This is a genomic window from Streptomyces sp. NPDC058246 (assembly GCF_042881985.1).
Classification (GTDB): Bacteria; Actinomycetota; Actinomycetes; order Streptomycetales; family Streptomycetaceae; genus Streptomyces.
The window spans coordinates 1-18,161 of sequence record NZ_JBHVWZ010000011.1 but is presented as its reverse complement, the minus strand read 5'-3'; the positions used below and the strand labels follow the sequence as shown (position 1 = coordinate 18,161).

Below are 18,161 nucleotides of genomic sequence, written 5' to 3'. Positions count from 1 at the left end.
CTTCCGCGTCCGTGTCCTGGGTGCACGGCTCGCACGGGTCGATCTCGGTGCACTCTGGCGGGCGGTTGCCGTTCGGGCTTGTCACGCCGGCCAGCACTCGGTGATGGAGTGAGGGGGATGGCGGGGGCGGTGTGTGCCACGGCGGGGGTCCCCTGTCGGCGGGGAGGGGATGGGTCCGGCCCGCGGGGGTGGCGGAGTGTGGTCAGCGCGCCCACGGGCCGGTGCCCGGACCGTGGGCGAGGCCGGGGAAAGTCGGTGCTGGGAAGAGCCCGCCCCCGGGCCAGAACAACCGGGGGGCGAGCACACCGCTCCCGCCCGGCCCGCAGCCGTCAGGCGCGCGGGAACGCGCGGTCCACTCGGGACCTTTCGAAGGTAGCCGACCCCGCCGACAGCCCACCCCCCTCGCTACCGACCGCGTTCCCGTATGCCCCGGCGTGTCACCCCGGCCACTGCACGGACCACACTCCGCGCCGAGCGGTACAGAGGACGGCCTCGGAACCCGAGGCGGACGAACAGGCCGACCTGCTTCACAGACGGTGACTGCCTGGCACAACGTCGGCGAGGCCGGCCGTCTCCGGTTGCGCCGTGGCGGTGCGCACCCCAGTCTGCTCGTATGGACGGCACCCCGGAAGCCCGTGCGCTGCCCATTCTGGTGACGGGCGCGGCGGGCAGTGTCGGCGCCGTCGGCCGATCTGTGGTCGAGGGCCTGAAGCAGAGGGGCCTGTGCGTCCGGGCCATGGCGCATCGCGAGGATGAGCGAGCGGAGGCGCTGCGCACGATGGGAGCGGAGGTCGTCGTCGGAGACCTGACGCGCGCGGTCGACGTTGCCGACGCCCTGGCCGGTTGTGGACGTATGTACTTCGGTATGGGTGTGTCGGCACAGTATCTGGAGGCTGCCGTGACGGCAGCGGCCGTCGCCCGCGCGTACGGACGCCTGGAAGTGTTCGTGAACATGTCGCAGCTCACTGTCTCGGAGATGGATCTCACCAGCACCTCTGAGTCCGTGCAGCAGCGGCAGCACTGGTTGGTGGAGCAGGTCCTCGGCTGGTCAGGCCTGCCCGTCGTCCAGATCAGGCCCACTGTGTTCACGGAGAACCCGCTGTTCCGTGTCGGCTTCTCCTCGATCGCGAAGAACGGAAGCATCAGACTGCCCTTCGGCCGGGCGAAAACCTCCCCTGTGACGGCTCGGGACGTCGCCGCGGTTGTTGAGGAGATCCTGGCCGATCCGTCCCCGCACATCGGCCGAATCTACGAGCTGACCGGCCCGCGCTCGGAGGACGCCGCCGTCATGGCGGCAGAGCTTTCCACAGCTCTGGGACGACCGGTCAGGTACACGGACGTCCCGCTGCAGGAATGGATCAACGATGATCTCAGACCGCTGGGGCTGCCGGACCATGCCTTTCAGCACATCTCCACCATGGCTCGCCTTCACGCCGAGAATCGATACGACCGCAAGGCGGACGGGGTCGAGCAGGTCACCGGGCGGCCTCCATCGGGGGTGGCCGATTACGTCCTCGACAACCCCAGCCTGTTCAGCCTCTGAACCCTGTCCTCGTCGTGCGGTGTACGCCCCCTCCGACAGCACGGCCGTACAGGTGTCCATGTCGAGGGCCCAGCTCCACCGCCGTCTCCCCGGCCTCACGGTCTCTTGCCCGCAGACCGCCGCTCCTCCAGCATGTCCAGAATCCGCAGGCAAAATCACGGGATCACGTTCGGTTGAGATACGGGATCTCCGGCGGCCGGCTTGACACCACCCGGGGAGCGGCTCGATCGGTTCGTCTATGAGCCGCCAACGTGGCCACGTTTGCCCGCTTTATGAAGTATAGGAGTTGGCGCATAGGTGACTTGACGCCTGGTGGACAGGGCAATCTGCTGACCTCGGCACTTGACGGCACCACGCTGTCCTCCCATGAGAGACATGAACAACAAGTGGCGCCGCTGGGTCCGCCCTCCCCGGCCTCGGCATACGGCGGCGGCCGCCGCCCTCGTGGCGCTCGTGGCCGGTCTGACCGCCGCCCCTGGCGCCGCTCAGGACCTCGGCCCGCACACCGGGCGAACGGAAGCCGCCGCGCAAACCGGAGCGGCCCGGTCGCCGATCATCTCCCGGCATCAGCTCACCCTGATCACCGGCGACCGCGTCACGCTGGAGACGGACACCTCGGGCAAGCAGAGTGTGTCGGTCGAGCCCGCCGAGGGCCGCGAACGAGTCGCGTTCATCAAGCGCCAGGCCGGTCGCGACTGGACGGTCATACCCGCCGACACGCTCCCGCTGCTCGCGGCGGGCCGCCTCGACAAGGCGCTGTTCAACGTCTCCGCCCTGGTCCGGGGCAAGTACGCGCAGCGCTCGAGCCTGCCGCTGATCGTCGAGTACGCCGGGGACGCGGGCACCGCCCGGCGACAGCTGACCGCTGCCGGTGCCGACACCGTCCGCCCCATCGGTGGGACCCCCTTCGCGACCCTCGGCGAACACCGCGCGGACGCAGCCGGGTTCTGGAAGGGCATCGCCCCCGGCCGGGCGGACGCCACGTCCTTCGGAGCGGGTGTGCGCCGGGTCTGGCTGGACGGCCGCTCAAGGATCCAGCTCGACAGCACGGTGCCGCGCATCGGGGCCCCGCACGCCTGGGAGAAGGGCTACACCGGCACCGGCGTCAAGGTCGCCGTGCTCGACACTGGTTACGACCCCAACCACCCGGACCTCAAGGGCCTCGTCACCGAGTCCGCGAACTTCACCACCGAGCCGAACACCGACGACCTGAACGGTCACGGCACCCATGTGACCTCCACGGTCGCCGGTTCCGGCGCGGCCTCCGACGGCCGCTACAGGGGTGTGGCACCCGGCGTGCAGATCCTGTCCGGCAAGGTGTGCACCGCGGACGGCAACTGCGACAACTCCGACATCGTCGAGGGCCTGGCCTGGGCCGCCCAGCACGGCGCCAAGGTGATCAACCTCAGCCTGGTCGCCACGGACACACCGGAGACCGACGCCCTCGAGGCCATGGTCGACACCGTGAGCCGTGACTACGGCACGTTGGTCGTGGCCGCGGCCGGCAACAGCGGTCCCGACAAGGTCTCCTCGCCCGCCTCCGACGACCGGGCGCTGGCCGTCGGCGCGGCCGAGGACGACGACGACCTCGCCGTCTTCAGCTCGGTCGGCCCGCGGGTGGGCGACTCCGGCCTCAAGCCGGACATCATCGCCCCCGGCGTCAACGTCGTCGCCGCGAGGGCGGGCGGCACCACCGCCGACGATGGCTATGTCGCGATGAGCGGCACGTCCATGGCCACGCCCCATGTGACCGGAGCCGCCGCCATCCTGTTCCAGCAGCACCCCGACTGGACGGCGGAGCAGGTCAAGCGCCGGCTGATGCAGTCGGCGACCGGCGCCAAGGAGCACGGCGCCTACTTCCAGGGCGCCGGACGCGTCGACGTCGCCCGGGCGGTCGACCAGGACGTCACAGCCGACACCACCGCACTGGGCTTCGGCCTGATCCGCTGGACGGACGGCACGCGGCCTCCGGTGACCAAGACCATCACCTACCGCAACCCGGGCGCCGCACCGGTCACCCTTCGGCTGAAGGACAACCCGAGCAGCGGGAAGAAGGACGTGCCCGCTCCCGCCGGACTGTTCCGGCTCAGCGCCGACACGGTCACCGTGCCCGCGCACGGAACCGCGGCCGTCACCCTCACCGCGACCCCGGAAGCCACCACGACGTACGCCGCCTACAGCGGCGTGGTGACCGCGAGCACCGCGGACGACCAGGTGTCGGTGCGCGTCCCGTTCGGCATGGACGTCGAGCAGCCGTCCTACGAACTGCGCATCGGGATGAAGAGCCGCACGGGCGCCGCCCCCGACAACGCCTACCTGCTCGTCAACTCGGCTGACGGCAAGGCGTACGAGGTCGAGGCGCTCGGCAAGAGCAGCACGGTGGTGCGACTGCCGAAGGACACCTACTCGGTGAGCGGCTTCTACTTCGACGCCTCCTTCACCGAGGGCACCATCGTCGGCGTACCGAGGGTCGTGATGAGCGCCGACCGGCAGGTGACCATCGACGCCCGCAAGGCGAAGCCCGTCACGGTGTCGGCACCGAGCCGCTCCGCACGCATCATGTCGGCCGAGATCGGCACGATCAGCATGGCCGAGCAGCTGCTCTCGGTCACCATGTACAACGCGATCGGCACGGATCACATCGACGGCGTGTACGCGGTGCCGACGGACCAGTACAAGGACTCGAAGTTCACGTACCTCGTCACCAGTATCTGGGGCGAACCGGCCGGCGCGGACGGGAACCCCGCCTCGGTCTACTACCTCACGCGACCGGTGCACGGCGCCATCCCGGCGGATCCCGCCTACAACCCCCGCACGGCGGAACTGGCCAGGGTGAACACCACGTTCGCCGCCACCACGCCGGGAACCACGGCCACGCGCATCGTGTGGACGTACGTCGGCAACGTCCGCTTCAGCGGCCGGGCGATGGAGGGGATTCCGGTCCCGGCCCGGCGCGTCGACTACTTCTCGGCGGCAGACGGCCTGCGCTGGCAGACGGCCTTCGACCAGAACAGCTTCCTCGATCCGGACGCGCACGGGCAGAGCTATCTCAGCGACCTGCACGGCTACAAGGCCGGTTCCCAGGTCGACGAGCGCTGGAACGGCGGGATCCAGGCCGTGGGCCTCTCGTCCCAGATGGCCGCCTTCCGTGAGGGCGACACGATGTACCGGCCCTTCCAGTCGGCCGCGAACGGCAACCTCGACCTGGTGGCCGACACCACGTCCGGCCTGCCCGAGGTGAAGCTGTGGCGCAACGGTGAGCTGGTCTCCCAGGACTGGAGCATGAGCGACGTCCCGGCCGACGCCACCCCCGCCGACTATCGTCTGACGGTCGAGCACAACCGTGACATGGCCCCCAGTTCCGTCTCCACGAGTGTGCGGGCGGAATGGCGGTTCCGGTCGCAGACCACGGCGACCCGGCAGGCGCTGCCGCTGTACGCGGTCCGTATGTCGCCGAAGCTGGACGAGTGGAACCGGGCCAAGGCCGGCCGCGAGCTCGACATCCCGGTCCTGATCCAGCGGACGGCCGGCGCCCCGGCGTCGCCCATCCGCGTCTTCACCACCGAGGTCTCCTTCGACGAGGGGAAGACCTGGCAGTCGGTGCGGGTCAAGGGCTCCGGCATGGAGCGCACCGTGACCGTGGAGCACCCGCGCCGCGCTGCGGGCGGCTCGGTCAGCCTGCGCGTCCACGTCGAGGACGCGGCGGGCAACTCCTTCAAGGAGACCGTCATCAAGGGCTACCTGCTCAAGTAGCCGCCTTCGCGTAGTAGCCACGTCCTCTTGTAACTGCTTCCGCGAGTAGCGCAGCCCGGCCGCAGCGGCCGGACGAACGGGGACAGGGCCCGCCGGACACGTCCGATGGGCCCTGTTCGTGTGCGTTGCGGCGTCCGCCGTACTCTCAGAGCCAGTCGCGGCGGGCCGCGTGCCAGCCCAGCTGCATACGGGTCGCGACGCCCGCCAGGCTCATCAGGCCCTGGATACGCCGCTGGACGGTGCGCTTGCTGACCCGCAGCTGTCCGGCTATCGCCTCGTCCGTCATACCGGCGACCATCAGGGAGAGCAGGTGCCGGTCCTCCCCGACCGGCGAGGCGGCATCCGTGGTGCCGGCGCCGCCGATCTGGCCCTCCCCGGTCACCCGGAGCGGGGCACCGATCTCCCAGTGGTGTTCGAACAGGGCGATGAGCGCGTCCAGCAGGCTGCTCTCCCGCACCACCGCGGCCCGCAGCTCCCTGGGGTTGCGGGACGTGCCCGAGGCCGCCAGCGGCAGGATGGCCACCGAGCGGTCGGCGATCGCCATCCGCAGCGGCAGCAGAGGCACCGCCCGGGCGACCTCTCCGGCGCACACGCCCTTGACGACAAAGTCCACCGAGTCGGGGTCGTCGAAGTACGCCTGCTCGTACAGGGCCCGGTAGAGCACCCCCCGGTCCAGCGCGTCGAACTCCTCCTGATTGCTCTCCGGTGACATGGCCACGTACTGGGCCTTCACGAACCACATCATCTCGCGGCCGGCGCCGTCCTGGAGCTGCCGCAGATGCTGGCGCAGTGCCGCCGCGCCGGTGATGATCTCGACGGCCTCGCCCGTGCTCCGGGCCCACGCGCTGCGGCGGTGTGTCTCCGCCAGTTCGTAGACGGCGGCCCGGGTCTGTTCCAGGGCGTCGAAGTGGCGTTGGAGCCGGGGCATGAGGGCCACCTGCGGCGGCACTGCCTTGAACCATTCGGGACTGTCCTCGACCACCGACGCCAGGCCCTTGTGCTCCAGCGCGCGCAGCAGCAGCCGCGCGGTGACGACGTCGAGGGCCGAGCGGCCGGAGATGTCCTGAGCGGACGCCGTCCCGGTGGCGACCAGAAGGCGGTACACCTCGCTCTCGTCGGCCGTCAGGCCCACCGTCTCCAGCATGTCGCCACCTTTCTCACCATCCTGGCCGCCTCCGCCCCGGGTTCCCGTGGGGGAACGCGGTGCACCCGGCGGATGTTCCACCAGCCCCTGCGCCCAGGCACCACGACGGTTGTCACCGGCGATCTGGTTCACCGTGACGGGGCGGTGCCGTCAGCATCTGGTGGATGCGGCTGGGCTCCGCCAACGCAAAGGCTGTCCCCGAACGCAGGAACCCCCGTCGCCACCTGGCCGACGGAGGTTCCTCAGCTGTCACGTTCCTGTCACCAACACCATCGACGCACCTGGACCCCGAAGGCCCCACCTGCGTGAACGGCATCGATCTAGACCACGTGGACACCAGCAGACGCTTCCGCCTACCTGTGCCATGTGGTACCGCGGTCCACTCGCTAGCACCACGTACCACTCATCAAGATCCGGACCAGGTGCGGACCGAACCAGCCTGGCACTCGACGTTTCCACTCTTTGTCGCAGGTCAGGAGCGAGGTCAGGCGTGTACCACCAGCAGACCAAGAATCTGCTGGTGAGCTACTCGCCGAAGAAGCTGGGCTTCTTCTAGACAGATGGGAAAGGGCGCCTGTCCTGGGTTTTCACCTGTCAGGCGCCCTTCGCTCAGCCCGCTCTCGACCGAGCCCGGCTTGCGTACCAACTCCCCATTCCTCCCACGACTGCACCCCTCCTGACCAGTGCTTCCGGACCAGTCACGGACCAAACCCCCGGTTCAGCCCTCGGGTACGTCATCTTGGCTGACGCGCTGCCACTCGTTCATGGACTGCTCGATGAGGCGGTTCGCCTGCCGTCGAAGGCCGTCAAGGAACTTGGCGTAGTGGCGAAAGAGAACCTCGATGCTCTGGCCGGCGCGGCCTTGCGTAGGGCGCCTGTACCTGCCCCGGGGACGCCCGCTCCTGGACTGCTGCCCTGCGGGCCTTCCAAGGGGCAGGCGGCAGACGTGGGCAGGTGCCGCCGGGCCTCCCCCGCTCTCTGTGGTTCACCACGGCTTTTCAGGGGCGGGCGGGCAGCCGGGCCCGCGATCCCGCCCCGCCTGAATAGCCATTCCCCAGCAAAACTTGAGAGTTAAGGGAAAATAGCCTCCGCAGCGTCCGCCGGAGATCACTCGCCTCCTGTGACCTGCACTTTTCCTGCGGACGCCGAACCGAATGTGTAGCGTCCGCCAACGTACGGCCGCCCTCCGCTATCAAGGGCGCGTTCCCGCAGGTCAACACGGCTCTCTGCATGGGGTCGGATGCGGACGCTGCCCCCTCTGGAACAACGAAGAGACCGCCCATCCGGCCGGGGTGCTCTCTTCGTTCCAGGGCCTTTCCGACGGGTCGCGTCACCGACCCCGCACCCGACGGCACTTTCACCCGAATGGCCCAACCTGACGTGCCACCCACATGGGTGAAGATCAAACTGGCTAGTGCCCCAACCGAGGCAATCCGTGAAAGGGAACCACATGCGCATTCGACGAATCCTCGCCGCCGTCATCGCCACGGCAGCCCTCGCCGGACTCGGCCTCACAGGCGCCGCCACCGCCACCGCCACCGCACAGGGTGCCCCAACCTACGTCACCCCTTCTGAGTGCAAGCAGGGCGGCGGAACGGTCGATCTGGCGAACAACCTCTGCAAGGGCGGTATGCACAACGGGGAGAAGATCGACTAAACCCCACAAGGCGCCCCGCAGCCACGCGCCGCGGGGCGCTCCCGCGCGAGCGTAGCCGGGAGAGTCGCAGGGACTGTGCCGACCCGTCGGGCACGCCAGGTCCGAGTCGGCCCGGAAGCACGCGGCGGGCGGGAGCTTCCGAACGCCGTCGTGCGCGAGCGCAGCGAGCTGTCAAGGTTTGCGCGGCCGTAGGCCGCACCTTCTCCGGCGGAGATCGCGGCACGGCTCGGAATCGTCGAGGGCAAGCCGTGTGTCCGGACGACGTACGAGTTCCTGGCGGACGGCAGGCCAGCGCAGCTGTCGACGAGTTGGGAGCCGTACGACCTCACCGCCGGCACTCTCGTCGTCCTCCCTGAGGGAGGGCCCCACGCGGGGGCGGGCGTTGTGAACCGCATGGCCCTGATCGGGGTCACCGTCAGCCACGCCGTGAAACAGCCGGAGCCAAGGGAGGCGACTGCCGAGGGGGCATCACTGCTCGGCATCCAGAAGGCCGCGCTCGTCACGCACATCCGGCGGACGGACGTACTACAGCCACCAGGGGCGGCCCGTGGAGACGGCGGACATCGTGGTGCCCGTCGCTCATTGCGAGATCGTCCATGAGATCCCGATCAACCGTTGGCGGGCGGGCGACCGGCGGCGCGTTGGATCTTCGAATGCCAGGTCTCAGGCGTGCCCTGCGTGTGCCCCGTCCGTGCCCTACAGACCGGGAAACCACGCGACCCCAGAGCAACAGACCCGCCCCGCCGGGCGGGACGCGGCCAAACCTCCCCGCCCAACGTGGTCACGGAGTGGGTTCGAGGCCTGTCTGCAGCCGTCGGCGGTCGGGCCGGCCGACGGCGTCCGCGTCGGTCCGCGGGTGCGGACACTGCTGGTGTACGCGTCCGTACGGTTCTGTGGTGCGCCGGAGTGAGTCTCGGTGAGCACCGCCCGTACTCCCTTGCCGTCTGCCACCAGGCCTTGGTAGTCGCCGAGGAAGTAGCCCCCGGCGAACGGCGCCTGCAGCCAGTCGAAGACCCGCGAGATCCGTCGTTCGGTCCGGAGCTTCGGGGTTCCGTGCTGCAGCGTGGCCAGTTGGTAGGCGGTGGGCAGGGTGGTGGTGTTGCCGGGCTTGAGGAAGCGCAGGTCGTAGTAAGTGAGCGCGACCGTGTCCCGCTCGGCGACCGCGATCGACGGTGAAAAGGCCGGAACGCCCTTGGGGCTGATCAACTCCGGGGTCCCCCAGGTGCGTCCGCCGTCGGTGGACCGCACAAGCTGGACGGAGTCGAATTCTCCACCGGAGAAGTCCGAGCCCTCGTAGGCCATGTACAGCGTGCCTGTCTTGAGGTCGACGGCCGGGCTCGGCAGGGTGGCCGCGGCGCGCAGCGGTTTGGTGGGGTCGTTCGGGTCGACCTCCGGTACGGACGTGTCCCGGGCCACGGTGACCGGGGCGCTCCAGGTCTCTCCGGCGTCGGTCGAGTTGACCACCTCGTAGCGGGCTTCGACGACGGTGCTCAGGTCGTCGGAGTAGGTGATCCGGTCGAAGAAGTCGTACAGGCTGCCGGTGCACCGGTCGGCGACGATCAGATGGCCGATGGTCTGGGTGTTGGGCACGGTGCTGGTGTCGACGAACGGCCGGGCCTTGCTCCAGGTGCGGCCGCCGTCGCGGGTGAGGGAGATGTAGCCGGGACCGTCGAGGGAGCTGGGGCCGGGTGGGTCGTTGTCGAGGCGGTTCCAGACCTGGTAGGCGGTGCCCTTGCGGATCGGGTCGGCGGTGAGTGACGGCTTGTCGTTGAAGAACGGCTGCTCGTCGACGTGCGTGGTGGTGAGGTTCTGCCAAGTGCGGCCGCCGTCGCGGGACGTGACGGCCAGGAGGGCGCTGCGCGTGCTCTTCGTGAAGTCGACGCCCTCGCCGCCGGCGTAGACCGTGCCGTCCGGACCGGTGCTCACCCAGGGGTCGGAGGCCCGTTCGTAGTCCGCGCCGTCGGGGGCGCACAGGCTGAACGGCAGCGTGCTCCGGTGGAAGGTGTGGCCGTCCGTGGTCCAGCCGGCCGCCAGGCCACGGGCGCCGCCGTCGTTCCAGCGGTCCTGCTGGAACACGGTGACCACGCGCTTGGGGTCGCGCGGATCCACGGACAGGTACGGCTCGACCTCGGTGGCCGGGTAGACGATGCTGTCGGGGGACCTCGCTCCGATGGTGCACTTCGCGTACGGGTCGCCCTGGGACACCTTGACCAGTGGTGTGCCGTCGGGGTTCCGGTCCGCTGCGGCGGGAGTCGCGCCGGTGACCGTGACGAGCAGGAGCGCGGCGGTGGTGACGGCGGTCAGGGGCAGGAAGACGCGCATACGGGATTTCCTCCGGGCCTGTCGGCCGGGGTACGGGACCGCCGTCATCGGGGCGGCCTGGGGCGCGGAGGCGTACCGGAACACGAGGGTGGGGCGACTCCGCCTGGTCCTTTTCGGCGTTGCAGCCGGTGCCCTTGATGGGCCGAACGACGGAGTCGTCCCCGGGGTCGTCGAGGGGCACGGCGGAGCCGACCGGCGGGTGCACCGTGCCGGTCGGCTCCTTGGTCGTGGTGTTACGGCGCCGTCTCGTAGATCCCCGGAGAGGGCCGTGGGCCGCGTGCCGGTTGGCGATGCCGGCGGGGTCGGCCTTGACTCAGACGGGTTGGAGCGGGATGTCCTGCTGGACTTCTTCCACGGTGGGTTCCACGGTGGGGAGGAGTCAGGGCATCGGCAAAGGGCCGCCTCAATGCGGACAGCGGCGCGATCATCGCCCGCGCCAGAAGGAAGACTCCATCACCGTCCAGGCTCGAGGCCGGCGGAACTGCTCGTTCTTCTGCGCCTGTTCAAGACCTGCCGAGTGTCAACAACGCTCGTGATCAATACAGCTGGGAAATCCGAATCAATACAGCCGGGAAATGCGAACGACCTCGTCGGTCGCTGTATGACGACATGGCCGAGGCCGTTCAGGACGGCGGCGAGCTCGGTGTTCAGGACGGCGCGGACCGTCTCGAAGCGGTGACGGCCTTGGCTTCGAGACGGTCGGCGTCCACCATCGCGAGTGCCGCGGTGTCGAGACGGGCGCGGGTGATCCACCCGACGGTGGACCGGGTGCCGTCACTCCATACCCACCGCGCCGGGTGCACCGGCCGGACTGGCTGCCCAGCCGTGCGGCGACCGGTCAAGTGATCGCCTGCGAGGTCCCGTCAGGCAGCGCGCAGGACTCGCCGGCGTAGGGGCGTGAAACGATCTGTCCGCCGGCGGCCGTGCAGTCGTCCCTGGAGATGTTCGGAGACGAGGCGGCCCCGGCGCTGACAGCGCCGACGGCGCTCACGCCGGCAAGGGTTGCCGCGGCCAGGGCGAGGCCCAGGATCCTTCGCATGCGCATGACTTCCTCCTCCTCTCAGGCGCCTTCGTTCGGCCTTCGGGAAGGACAAGTCTCAAGACGACGGCGCCCTCCTACTCAGCATGGGCGCTCCGCATGAGGCCCGCGAGGCGAGGCCGGGCGCCGCGCCCGGGCGGTGACTGCCCGGCCCCGGAGAGGCATGACGTCACCGATCTCGACCGGCCGCATCGGTACGCCGCGTGCTCATCGGTACGCCGCGTGCGCGTCGGTAGGAGCGGGGCGACGTCGATGTCCTTGGCGTCGAGACTGCCCACCGGGGCCGCGTTGTGTCCGGGCAGGCCGGAGGTTGAGCAGGAGACGGGCCGTACCTGCCTCCGACCCGACCGGTGCCGGCGGGCGGCTGCCGCGCGCGGTCCTCTAACGCGGTTCGTGGGCCGCCGCCCGGCAGGCACCGGTCGCGGCGCCGGCCGCCACTCCGGCCCCGGTCAGCCCGGTCACACAACTCTGCAGGTCTCCGACCACGCCACGGCCGCAGGCCGCTGTGACGGAGTCGGAAGCGGTGGCACCGGCCAGTTCGGCCATCTGTGTGCAGGCGGGGATGTCCGCCCGGACCGCGGGAGCGGCGAGGACCGCACCACCGAGGGTGAGGGTCAGGCCGGTGAGGGCACCGGCGATACGGGTCGACGTGCGCATGGGACGCACCTGCCTTCCGTTGGTCGCGCGGTCCTGGTCCCGGCGGGCCGGATCCACGCGGTAAGGCCGCCCGGCGAACTCGGTGAGTGGTGCCCCGGCCGGCGGGCTCACCGACTGACCGCACGATTCTGCGTCGCATCCCTTGAGCCGCACCGGGACATGGTCGCCAGGCCGAAGGAGAGGGCCCGGACCAGATGGGACGCACTCGGACCTCCACTCGCGGGCCCTTCACTCCAGCGTCGCATCCTCTCCCCCGCCCGTCCTGGGCATCCGGGGGGCGGCCGCGCTGAGTAACTGCGATTGCGCGAAGCGCGGTAGCCGGCCCGTCCGGCCGGCCAGGTGGATCGGACGGGCCGGCGCCCCGCCCGGCCTGTCCCCTGCACACCGCCGGGCGCGGCTCGGCCGGGGAGGCGGCCGGCCTCCGCTTCCTCGCGAGGTGCTGGGCCGCCACTGCGGTGGCACTTCACGGCGAGCGCCGATGGGAGGCCAAGGTGTCGCCGGGGAGAGCGAAGCCCGGCAGGGCCGTGAGGGCGGCGCGGCCTGTCCATGCCGGTCTCCGACATGTCGCCACACCGGACCGGGACACTGTGGGCACAGGCGATGTCGCGGGTGCGGCGGGCCCCGAGGCAGGCGTCGACGGCAGCGCCCCTCCCCAGCGTCCCAAGATCCGGACCATTTCCGGACCAGCCCCGCCCAAGGAGCCGCACCGACCGCCGTTTTGCTGGTCAGCGTAGGCGAAGCCGCTGTACAGCCAGCAGACGAAGAACATTCTTTGTTCTTACAGCCCTCAGAAACTCGGCTCCTTCTAGAGCCTCAAGTGGGTTGCCTGGAGGCACTGTTGCCTCCAGGTAACCCCGTACGACAAACACGCTCATCGTCTGTCTGGCCGACGACGTGGAGGAGTCCACGGCGGAGTCTTGCCATCCCGTAGAGAACCCTTCGCCCCAAGGGGCCGCACCGAATTGACGCCCCTCCGGCCGGCCCGAGGGGGACCGGATACAGTGCGCGAGACGGCAGCCTGGTCAGAGAGGGGAAGCGTGACCGACACCAGCAACACCCGACCCGCCGACAGCGAAGCGCAAGCTCCGCGGCAGAGCCGACTGCACCGCCTGATGCGCTACATCCCCCTGATCGCCCCCGTCCTGCTGTGGGCCGTGCCCTGCTGGGTGCTCCTGCACACCGGCCAGCACTGGCCGCTGGCCGTCACGCTGGTCGGGACCGCCTTGTTCGCCCTCGGCCTCATTGGTATGCCGCTCGCGATGGTGCGCGGCCACGGCCGGCGCCAGCAGGACCGGGCGGCGATCGTCGGTGACACTCTGCTGGGCACCAGCTGGGTTCTGTTCACCTGGTCCGTTCTGCTCGGTGTCCTCTTGCGGCTCGCCCTGGCCATGGCCGGCGTCGGCGAGAGTCAGGACCGCGCCCGAATCGTCACGTGGGCCGTCCTCGGCACAACCGCCGTACTGCTCGCCTGGGGGTACGCCGAAGCCCGCCGCGTGCCACGCGTACGCCGCCTCGACGTGCAACTCCCGCGACTGGGTGCCGGGTTGGACGGCCTCCGCGTCGTCCTCATCACCGACACCCACTACGGCCCGCTCGATCGCGCTCGCTGGTCTGCACGGGTATGCGAGACGGTGAACACCCTGGAAGCCGACCTGGTCTGCCACACCGGCGACATCGCGGACGGCACGGCCGAACGCCGCCGCGCCCAGGCCGTCCCACTCGGTACCGTGCGGGCCACCCGAGCCCGTGTATACGTCACCGGCAACCACGAGTACTACAGCGAGGCCCAGGGCTGGGTCGACCTGATGGACGAGCTGGGCTGGGAGCCGCTGCGCAACCGCCATCTGCTGCTCGAACGCGGAGGCGACACCCTCGTGGTCGCCGGCGTGGACGACGTCACCGCCGAGTCCTCCGGCCTGGCAGGCCACCGCGCCCACCTCGCCGGAGCCTTGAACGGCGCCGACCCCGACCTACCCGTCCTGCTCTTGGCACACCAGCCCAAGTTCATCGACCGGGCGGCAGCCGACGGCGTCGACCTCCAGCTCTCCGGCCACACCCACGGCGGCCAGATCTGGCCCTTCCACCACCTGGTCCGCATCGACCAGCCGGCCCTCGCCGGCCTCAGCCACCACGGCCCCCGCACCCTCCTCTACACCAGCCGCGGCACCGGCTTCTGGGGCCCGCCGTTCCGCGTCTTCGCCCCCAGCGAGATCACCCTGCTCGTGCTCCGCTCCCCGCACCTGCCCACCTCGATGTAGCACCGGGCGGCCGACACATCCGCTTGGAGCAGTCCACGAGCCGAGGGATACGGCGTCGACAGATGACCAGGCCCGTCTCGCTGAGAAGAGGGCCCAAGTCGGTTGCCTGGACGAAACCTTTGCCCTCCGAGCGACCTCAGAGCGAGGTCACCATCCTTGACTGTCCAAACGGGTATGGGCTGCTCGTTCGGCCTCGATGCCCGTTTCAACTCCGCTATTTCCTTGCGGAGTTGTTCGGCACTGCTCGTGCGACCGGATTGTTGGTTAGGGTGACAAGTAGAGGCTGATCCCGATGCCCCTGACCAGCGCGATGGCCAGGCTGGCGATCGCGGGGCGGATATGGTCGCCGGCAGGGTGGGTCGGACACGACGGGGGGCTCGCGTTGGATCGCCTGGCCGGAGCGGACATGGAAGTCGGCCAAGACCGCTTCGTGCTTGACGGGTTAGTCATCTTGCTCAGTCCAGCCGCGCAGCCCGTACAGGCTGACGATCCCGGCCACGTCGGCGGGCGGCAGCAGGCAGTAAGCCGCGGCGTGCCCGGACTTCCGGGCACCGGAGTCGTCCCGAAACAAAGCCCCGCCGGCGTGGGGCGCGGTCACCGGCTTCGCCAACGCGGTCAGCGTCTTGCCGCGGTCCCGCGGCGCCGGCAGGGCTGCGACGCTGTCCCGCAACGCCCAACGCCGCGCCCGGCAGACAAGACGGTCACCACCGCAGGTCGACCGGACGCGGTGGGCGCGTGACCGGCCGGCCGGCGCCCGCGGTGCTGCCCCCGTCGCTGCGCGTGTGGCTCGGGCTGATCGCGGCCCTCGCCGCGCTGGCGGTCATCGTGCTCGGGGTCCTGTATGCCGGCCACGACGAGCCCGGCACGGTGGACAGGTGGATCATCCAGCCGACGGCTGACAGTGTGCGGCCGCCGTGGCGGAACGTCGCTCTGGCCATGGACTTCTGGGGGGAGCCCGCCGGAGCGGCGACGTTGGTCGCGGCCGCAGTGGCAGGCTGCCTGCTGTTTCGGCGCCCTCGCGCGGCGGTGCTCATCGTTGCCGGCATCGGCACGGCCGTGGCGACGACGACGCTGCTCAAGTCCCTGGTGGGACGCACCATCCACGGCGACAACTTGTCCTATCCGAGCGGGCACACCGCCTTCGCCACCGCGCTCGCCCTCATGGTGGCGCTGCTCGCGACCGGCCGACTCGGCCTCGGCAGGACGGCCGGTACGTTACTCGTGCTCGCCGCGGCGTTGGTCGCCGGCGCCGCGATGGGATGGGCGCAGGTCTCCCTGGGCGCGCACTACCCGACCGACGTCCTCGGCGGCTGGTGCACCGCGCTGGCGGTGATTCCGGCCACCGCGTGGCTGATCGACCGGGTGGCCGACCGGTTGGCCGACGCCGGTCGGCGGGAGCGTCACTGACGTCACGTCACGTCGCGCCACGCCAAGCAGCTGACGTCACGCCACGCCAAGCAGCTCACGTCACGCCACACCAAGCGGCTGACGTCACGTCACGCCAAACGGCGGAACACGGGCTTCACCGGCCGCCCGGCAAACCAGGGCGTGGGGTCAGCGGCGTCCAGTGCCTTCCGGTACACCGCGCATGCCTGGGCCACCACGTCGACGGTGCGGTCGATGTCCGCGTCGTCAAGCGCGCTGCTCACCACGAACGACGGGGCCAGCACTCCGCCCTCGAGGAGCCGGCGCAGGAACAGGGTGCGGTACTGCTGCGACGGCTGATGGTTCTCGTCGAGGGTGGCGAAGACCAGATTGCTGGGCCGGCCCCGGACGACGACGTGGTCGCCGACGCCCATGGCGGCCGCCGCGTCGCGGACGCCGGCGGCCAGCCGCTCGCCGAGGGCGTGCAGTCGCGCGGTGATGCCCTCCTCGACATAGGTCGTTTGCACGGCCATCGCGGCAGCCAGCGAGTGTGTTTCCGCACCGTGCGTGGTGGACAGCAGGAACACCCGGTCGCCGGAGTGACGCAGCCCGCCCCGCTCCATCAGGTCACGGCGCCCGGCCAGCGCGGAGACGGCGAACCCGTTGCCCAGCGCCTTGCCGAACGTGGAGAGGTCGGGGACGACGCCGTACAGGCCCTGGGCGCCCGCCTCGGACCAGCGGAAGCCGGTGATCATCTCGTCGAAGATCAGTACGCAGCCGTGCCGGTCGGCCAGTTCACGGAGGCCCTTGAGGTAGTCGGGCGGCGGCTCATTGTGGCCGGCAGGTTCGAGGATCAGGCAGGCGACCTCGTCCTGGTACCGGGTCAGCAGCTCCTCCGTGGCGGCCAGGTCCCCGTAGGGGAACGCCGCGGTGAGCTCGGTGGTCGCCGACGGAATGCCGGCGGACATCGGCGTGGTGCCGATGAACCAGTCGTCGACGGAGAAGAACGGATGGTCGCCGCAGATGGCCACCCGCGGGCGCCCGGTGACGGCGCGGGCGAGGCGCACCGCGGCGGTGGTGACGTCGGAGCCGTTCTTCGCGAACTTCACCATCTCCGCGGTCGGCACCGTCGCCAGGAAGCGTTCCGCGGCCTCGACTTCCACGATGGACGGCCGGACGAAGTTGCTGCCGCGGTCGAGTTCCCGCCGCACCGCCTCGAGCACGCGTGGGTGGGCGTGGCCGAGGCTGACCGACCGCAGGCCGGACCCGTACTCGATGTAGCGGTTGCCGTCGACGTCCCACACGTGGGCACCGCGGCCGTGGCTGATGACCGGGGCCAGGTTCTCGGGGTACTGGTCGTCGCCCTTGGCGTAGGTGTGCGCGCCCCCGGGGATCATGGCGTGCAGCCGCTCGTTCGCCATCCGCGACCGGGGCAGGAGGAACTCTTCGGTGTCCACGCGAACTTCACCCTTCTTGTTGCTTCAGGACCTCGGCGAGGCTCGGCGCCTCCCGGTCCCGCTGGGACATCGACGTGGCCGGGAGCGGCCAGGGGATGGCGAGTTCCGGGTCGTCGAAGGCGATCGTCACGTCCTCGGCCGGATGGTGCGGGCGGTCGATCCGGTACGAGGTGTCGGCGGTCTCGGTCAGCGCCTGGAAGCCGTGCGCGCACCCCGCCGGGATGTACAGGGTCGTCTGCGTCTCCCCGGACAGCTCGAAGGAGGCCACGTTGCGGTACGTCGGAGAGCCGGGGCGCAGGTCCACGACGACGTCGAAGATCCTCCCGTACGAGCACCGCACGAGCTTGGCCTCGCCCGCGCCGGAGCGCAGGTGCAGGCCGCGCAGCACGCCCCGGACCGAGCGGGACACGCTGTCCTGGACAAAGGCGTCCGGGTCGAGGCCCACCGAGCGGACCACGTCGGCGTCGAAGGTGCGGCAGAAGAAGCCGCGCTCGTCGGCGTACGGCGTCGGCTCGAACAGGTACGCGCCGGCGATCTCCGGGACTTCGGTCGCCTTCATGAAGCCTCCCGCAGGGCGTGGGTGTGGTCGGCCGCCGGGAACAGGGCCGAGGTCAAGGCGGTGAACTGGTGGTCAAGTTGCCGGACGGCGGCCAGATTCCGCTCGGAGAGGGTCTGCCGCAGCTCCGCCGAGCGCTTCTCCAGCGCCCGGAACTGCTCGAGCAGCCGGTCGGCGTCGACCTCGCGGGCCGGGTGGCGGTACGCGCCAAGACCCATCCGGGCCATGAGTGCGTCGCTCTTCGCCGCATAGCTGAGTGCGAGCGTCGGTGTGCCGACCTTCAGCGCGCAGATCAGGTTGTGGTAGCGGGTCGCCACCACGGTGTCGGCAGCCGCCATCTCCTTCATCACGTCGGCCAGTGAGGACGTCTCGGCGGCGGTGACCAGCGGCGAGTCCACCGCGTCGAGGAT

At 70.2% G+C, this 18,161-nt stretch carries 12 protein-coding genes and 1 pseudogene; 6 read left to right on the top strand and 7 right to left on the bottom strand.

Translation table 11 applies throughout. The annotated features are described in order from the left end of the window. Positions 1-613: 613 nt before the first annotated feature. Together ACFVXA_RS18170 and ACFVXA_RS18165 are read left to right on the top strand one after the other, a co-directional pair. Entirely contained in the window at positions 614-1,543 is a 930-nt protein-coding gene (locus ACFVXA_RS18170) for an NAD(P)H-binding protein (protein WP_384397973.1), read from the top strand. A 366-nt stretch (positions 1,544-1,909) separates the two neighbouring features. Next, positions 1,910-5,296 carry a S8 family serine peptidase gene (locus tag ACFVXA_RS18165; RefSeq protein WP_390025578.1) on the top strand — a complete coding sequence of 1,129 codons (3,387 nt, stop codon included), beginning with the start codon at positions 1,910-1,912 and terminating at the stop codon, positions 5,294-5,296. A gap of 145 nt (positions 5,297-5,441) precedes the next feature. Here the strand turns inward: ACFVXA_RS18165 and ACFVXA_RS18160 are convergent, their stop codons facing one another. After that, entirely contained in the window at positions 5,442-6,440 is a 999-nt protein-coding gene (locus ACFVXA_RS18160) for a helix-turn-helix domain-containing protein (RefSeq protein ID WP_390025576.1), read from the bottom strand. Positions 6,441-7,890: 1,450 nt separating this feature from the next. On the opposite strand from ACFVXA_RS18160, the gene ACFVXA_RS18155 reads away from it, so the two are divergent. Beyond that, positions 7,891-8,097 carry a hypothetical protein gene (locus tag ACFVXA_RS18155; RefSeq protein WP_362015150.1) on the top strand — a complete coding sequence of 69 codons (207 nt, stop codon included), beginning with the start codon at positions 7,891-7,893 and terminating at the stop codon, positions 8,095-8,097. A 198-nt stretch (positions 8,098-8,295) separates the two neighbouring features. Continuing rightward, positions 8,296-8,713 (top strand): annotated as a pseudogene (locus ACFVXA_RS18150) (UTRA domain-containing protein); the annotation flags it as partial. A gap of 80 nt (positions 8,714-8,793) precedes the next feature. Here the strand turns inward: ACFVXA_RS18150 and ACFVXA_RS18145 are convergent. The 3 genes from ACFVXA_RS18145 to ACFVXA_RS18135 form a co-directional block, all read right to left on the bottom strand. Beyond that, positions 8,794-10,419: a sialidase family protein gene (locus ACFVXA_RS18145; protein ID WP_390025574.1), complete on the bottom strand. Its 1,626-nt coding sequence runs from the start codon at positions 10,417-10,419 to the stop codon at positions 8,794-8,796. A gap of 838 nt (positions 10,420-11,257) precedes the next feature. After that, positions 11,258-11,464, bottom strand: a complete 207-nt coding sequence (locus tag ACFVXA_RS18140) for a hypothetical protein (RefSeq protein ID WP_079071256.1) — start codon at positions 11,462-11,464, stop codon at positions 11,258-11,260. A 375-nt stretch (positions 11,465-11,839) separates the two neighbouring features. Beyond that, positions 11,840-12,115, bottom strand: a complete 276-nt coding sequence (locus ACFVXA_RS18135) for a hypothetical protein (RefSeq protein WP_389463969.1) — start codon at positions 12,113-12,115, stop codon at positions 11,840-11,842. 1,037 nt (positions 12,116-13,152) lie between these two features. On the opposite strand from ACFVXA_RS18135, the gene ACFVXA_RS18130 reads away from it, so the two are divergent. Then, entirely contained in the window at positions 13,153-14,373 is a 1,221-nt protein-coding gene (locus tag ACFVXA_RS18130) for a metallophosphoesterase (protein WP_390025572.1), read from the top strand. 735 nt (positions 14,374-15,108) lie between these two features. Continuing rightward, on the top strand, positions 15,109-15,780 hold the full coding sequence (locus tag ACFVXA_RS18125; protein WP_362015141.1) for a phosphatase PAP2 family protein: 672 nt from the start codon (positions 15,109-15,111) through the stop codon (positions 15,778-15,780). 89 nt (positions 15,781-15,869) lie between these two features. Here ACFVXA_RS18125 and ACFVXA_RS18120 read toward each other — a convergent pair whose 3' ends face one another. From ACFVXA_RS18120 to ACFVXA_RS18110, 3 genes are all read right to left on the bottom strand, one after another. Continuing rightward, positions 15,870-17,195 (bottom strand): glutamate-1-semialdehyde 2,1-aminomutase, encoded by a 1,326-nt coding sequence (locus tag ACFVXA_RS18120; protein ID WP_390025570.1) that lies wholly within the window; start codon positions 17,193-17,195, stop codon positions 15,870-15,872. 7 nt (positions 17,196-17,202) lie between these two features. Next, positions 17,203-17,754 carry a dTDP-4-dehydrorhamnose 3,5-epimerase gene (rfbC, locus tag ACFVXA_RS18115; protein ID WP_362015136.1) on the bottom strand — a complete coding sequence of 184 codons (552 nt, stop codon included), beginning with the start codon at positions 17,752-17,754 and terminating at the stop codon, positions 17,203-17,205. Then, positions 17,751-18,161, bottom strand: a 411-nt coding sequence (locus ACFVXA_RS18110) for a polysaccharide pyruvyl transferase family protein (RefSeq protein ID WP_390025568.1), incomplete at its 5' end; no start/stop codon positions are given. The genes ACFVXA_RS18110 and rfbC, both read right to left, overlap by 4 nt.

Bases quoted from the DNA above. Each gene is read 5' to 3' on its own strand.
- ACFVXA_RS18160 (WP_390025576.1), bottom strand. From the start codon at position 6,440: ATGCTGGAGACGGTGGGCCTGACGGCCGACGAGAGCGAGGTGTACCGC.
- ACFVXA_RS18155 (WP_362015150.1), top strand. From the start codon at position 7,891: ATGCGCATTCGACGAATCCTCGCCGCCGTCATCGCCACGGCAGCCCTC.
- ACFVXA_RS18135 (WP_389463969.1), bottom strand. From the start codon at position 12,115: ATGCGCACGTCGACCCGTATCGCCGGTGCCCTCACCGGCCTGACCCTC.
- ACFVXA_RS18140 (WP_079071256.1), bottom strand. From the start codon at position 11,464: ATGCGCATGCGAAGGATCCTGGGCCTCGCCCTGGCCGCGGCAACCCTT.
- rfbC (WP_362015136.1), bottom strand. From the start codon at position 17,754: ATGAAGGCGACCGAAGTCCCGGAGATCGCCGGCGCGTACCTGTTCGAG.
- ACFVXA_RS18145 (WP_390025574.1), bottom strand. From the start codon at position 10,419: ATGCGCGTCTTCCTGCCCCTGACCGCCGTCACCACCGCCGCGCTCCTG.
- ACFVXA_RS18170 (WP_384397973.1), top strand. From the start codon at position 614: ATGGACGGCACCCCGGAAGCCCGTGCGCTGCCCATTCTGGTGACGGGC.
- ACFVXA_RS18165 (WP_390025578.1), top strand. From the start codon at position 1,910: ATGAGAGACATGAACAACAAGTGGCGCCGCTGGGTCCGCCCTCCCCGG.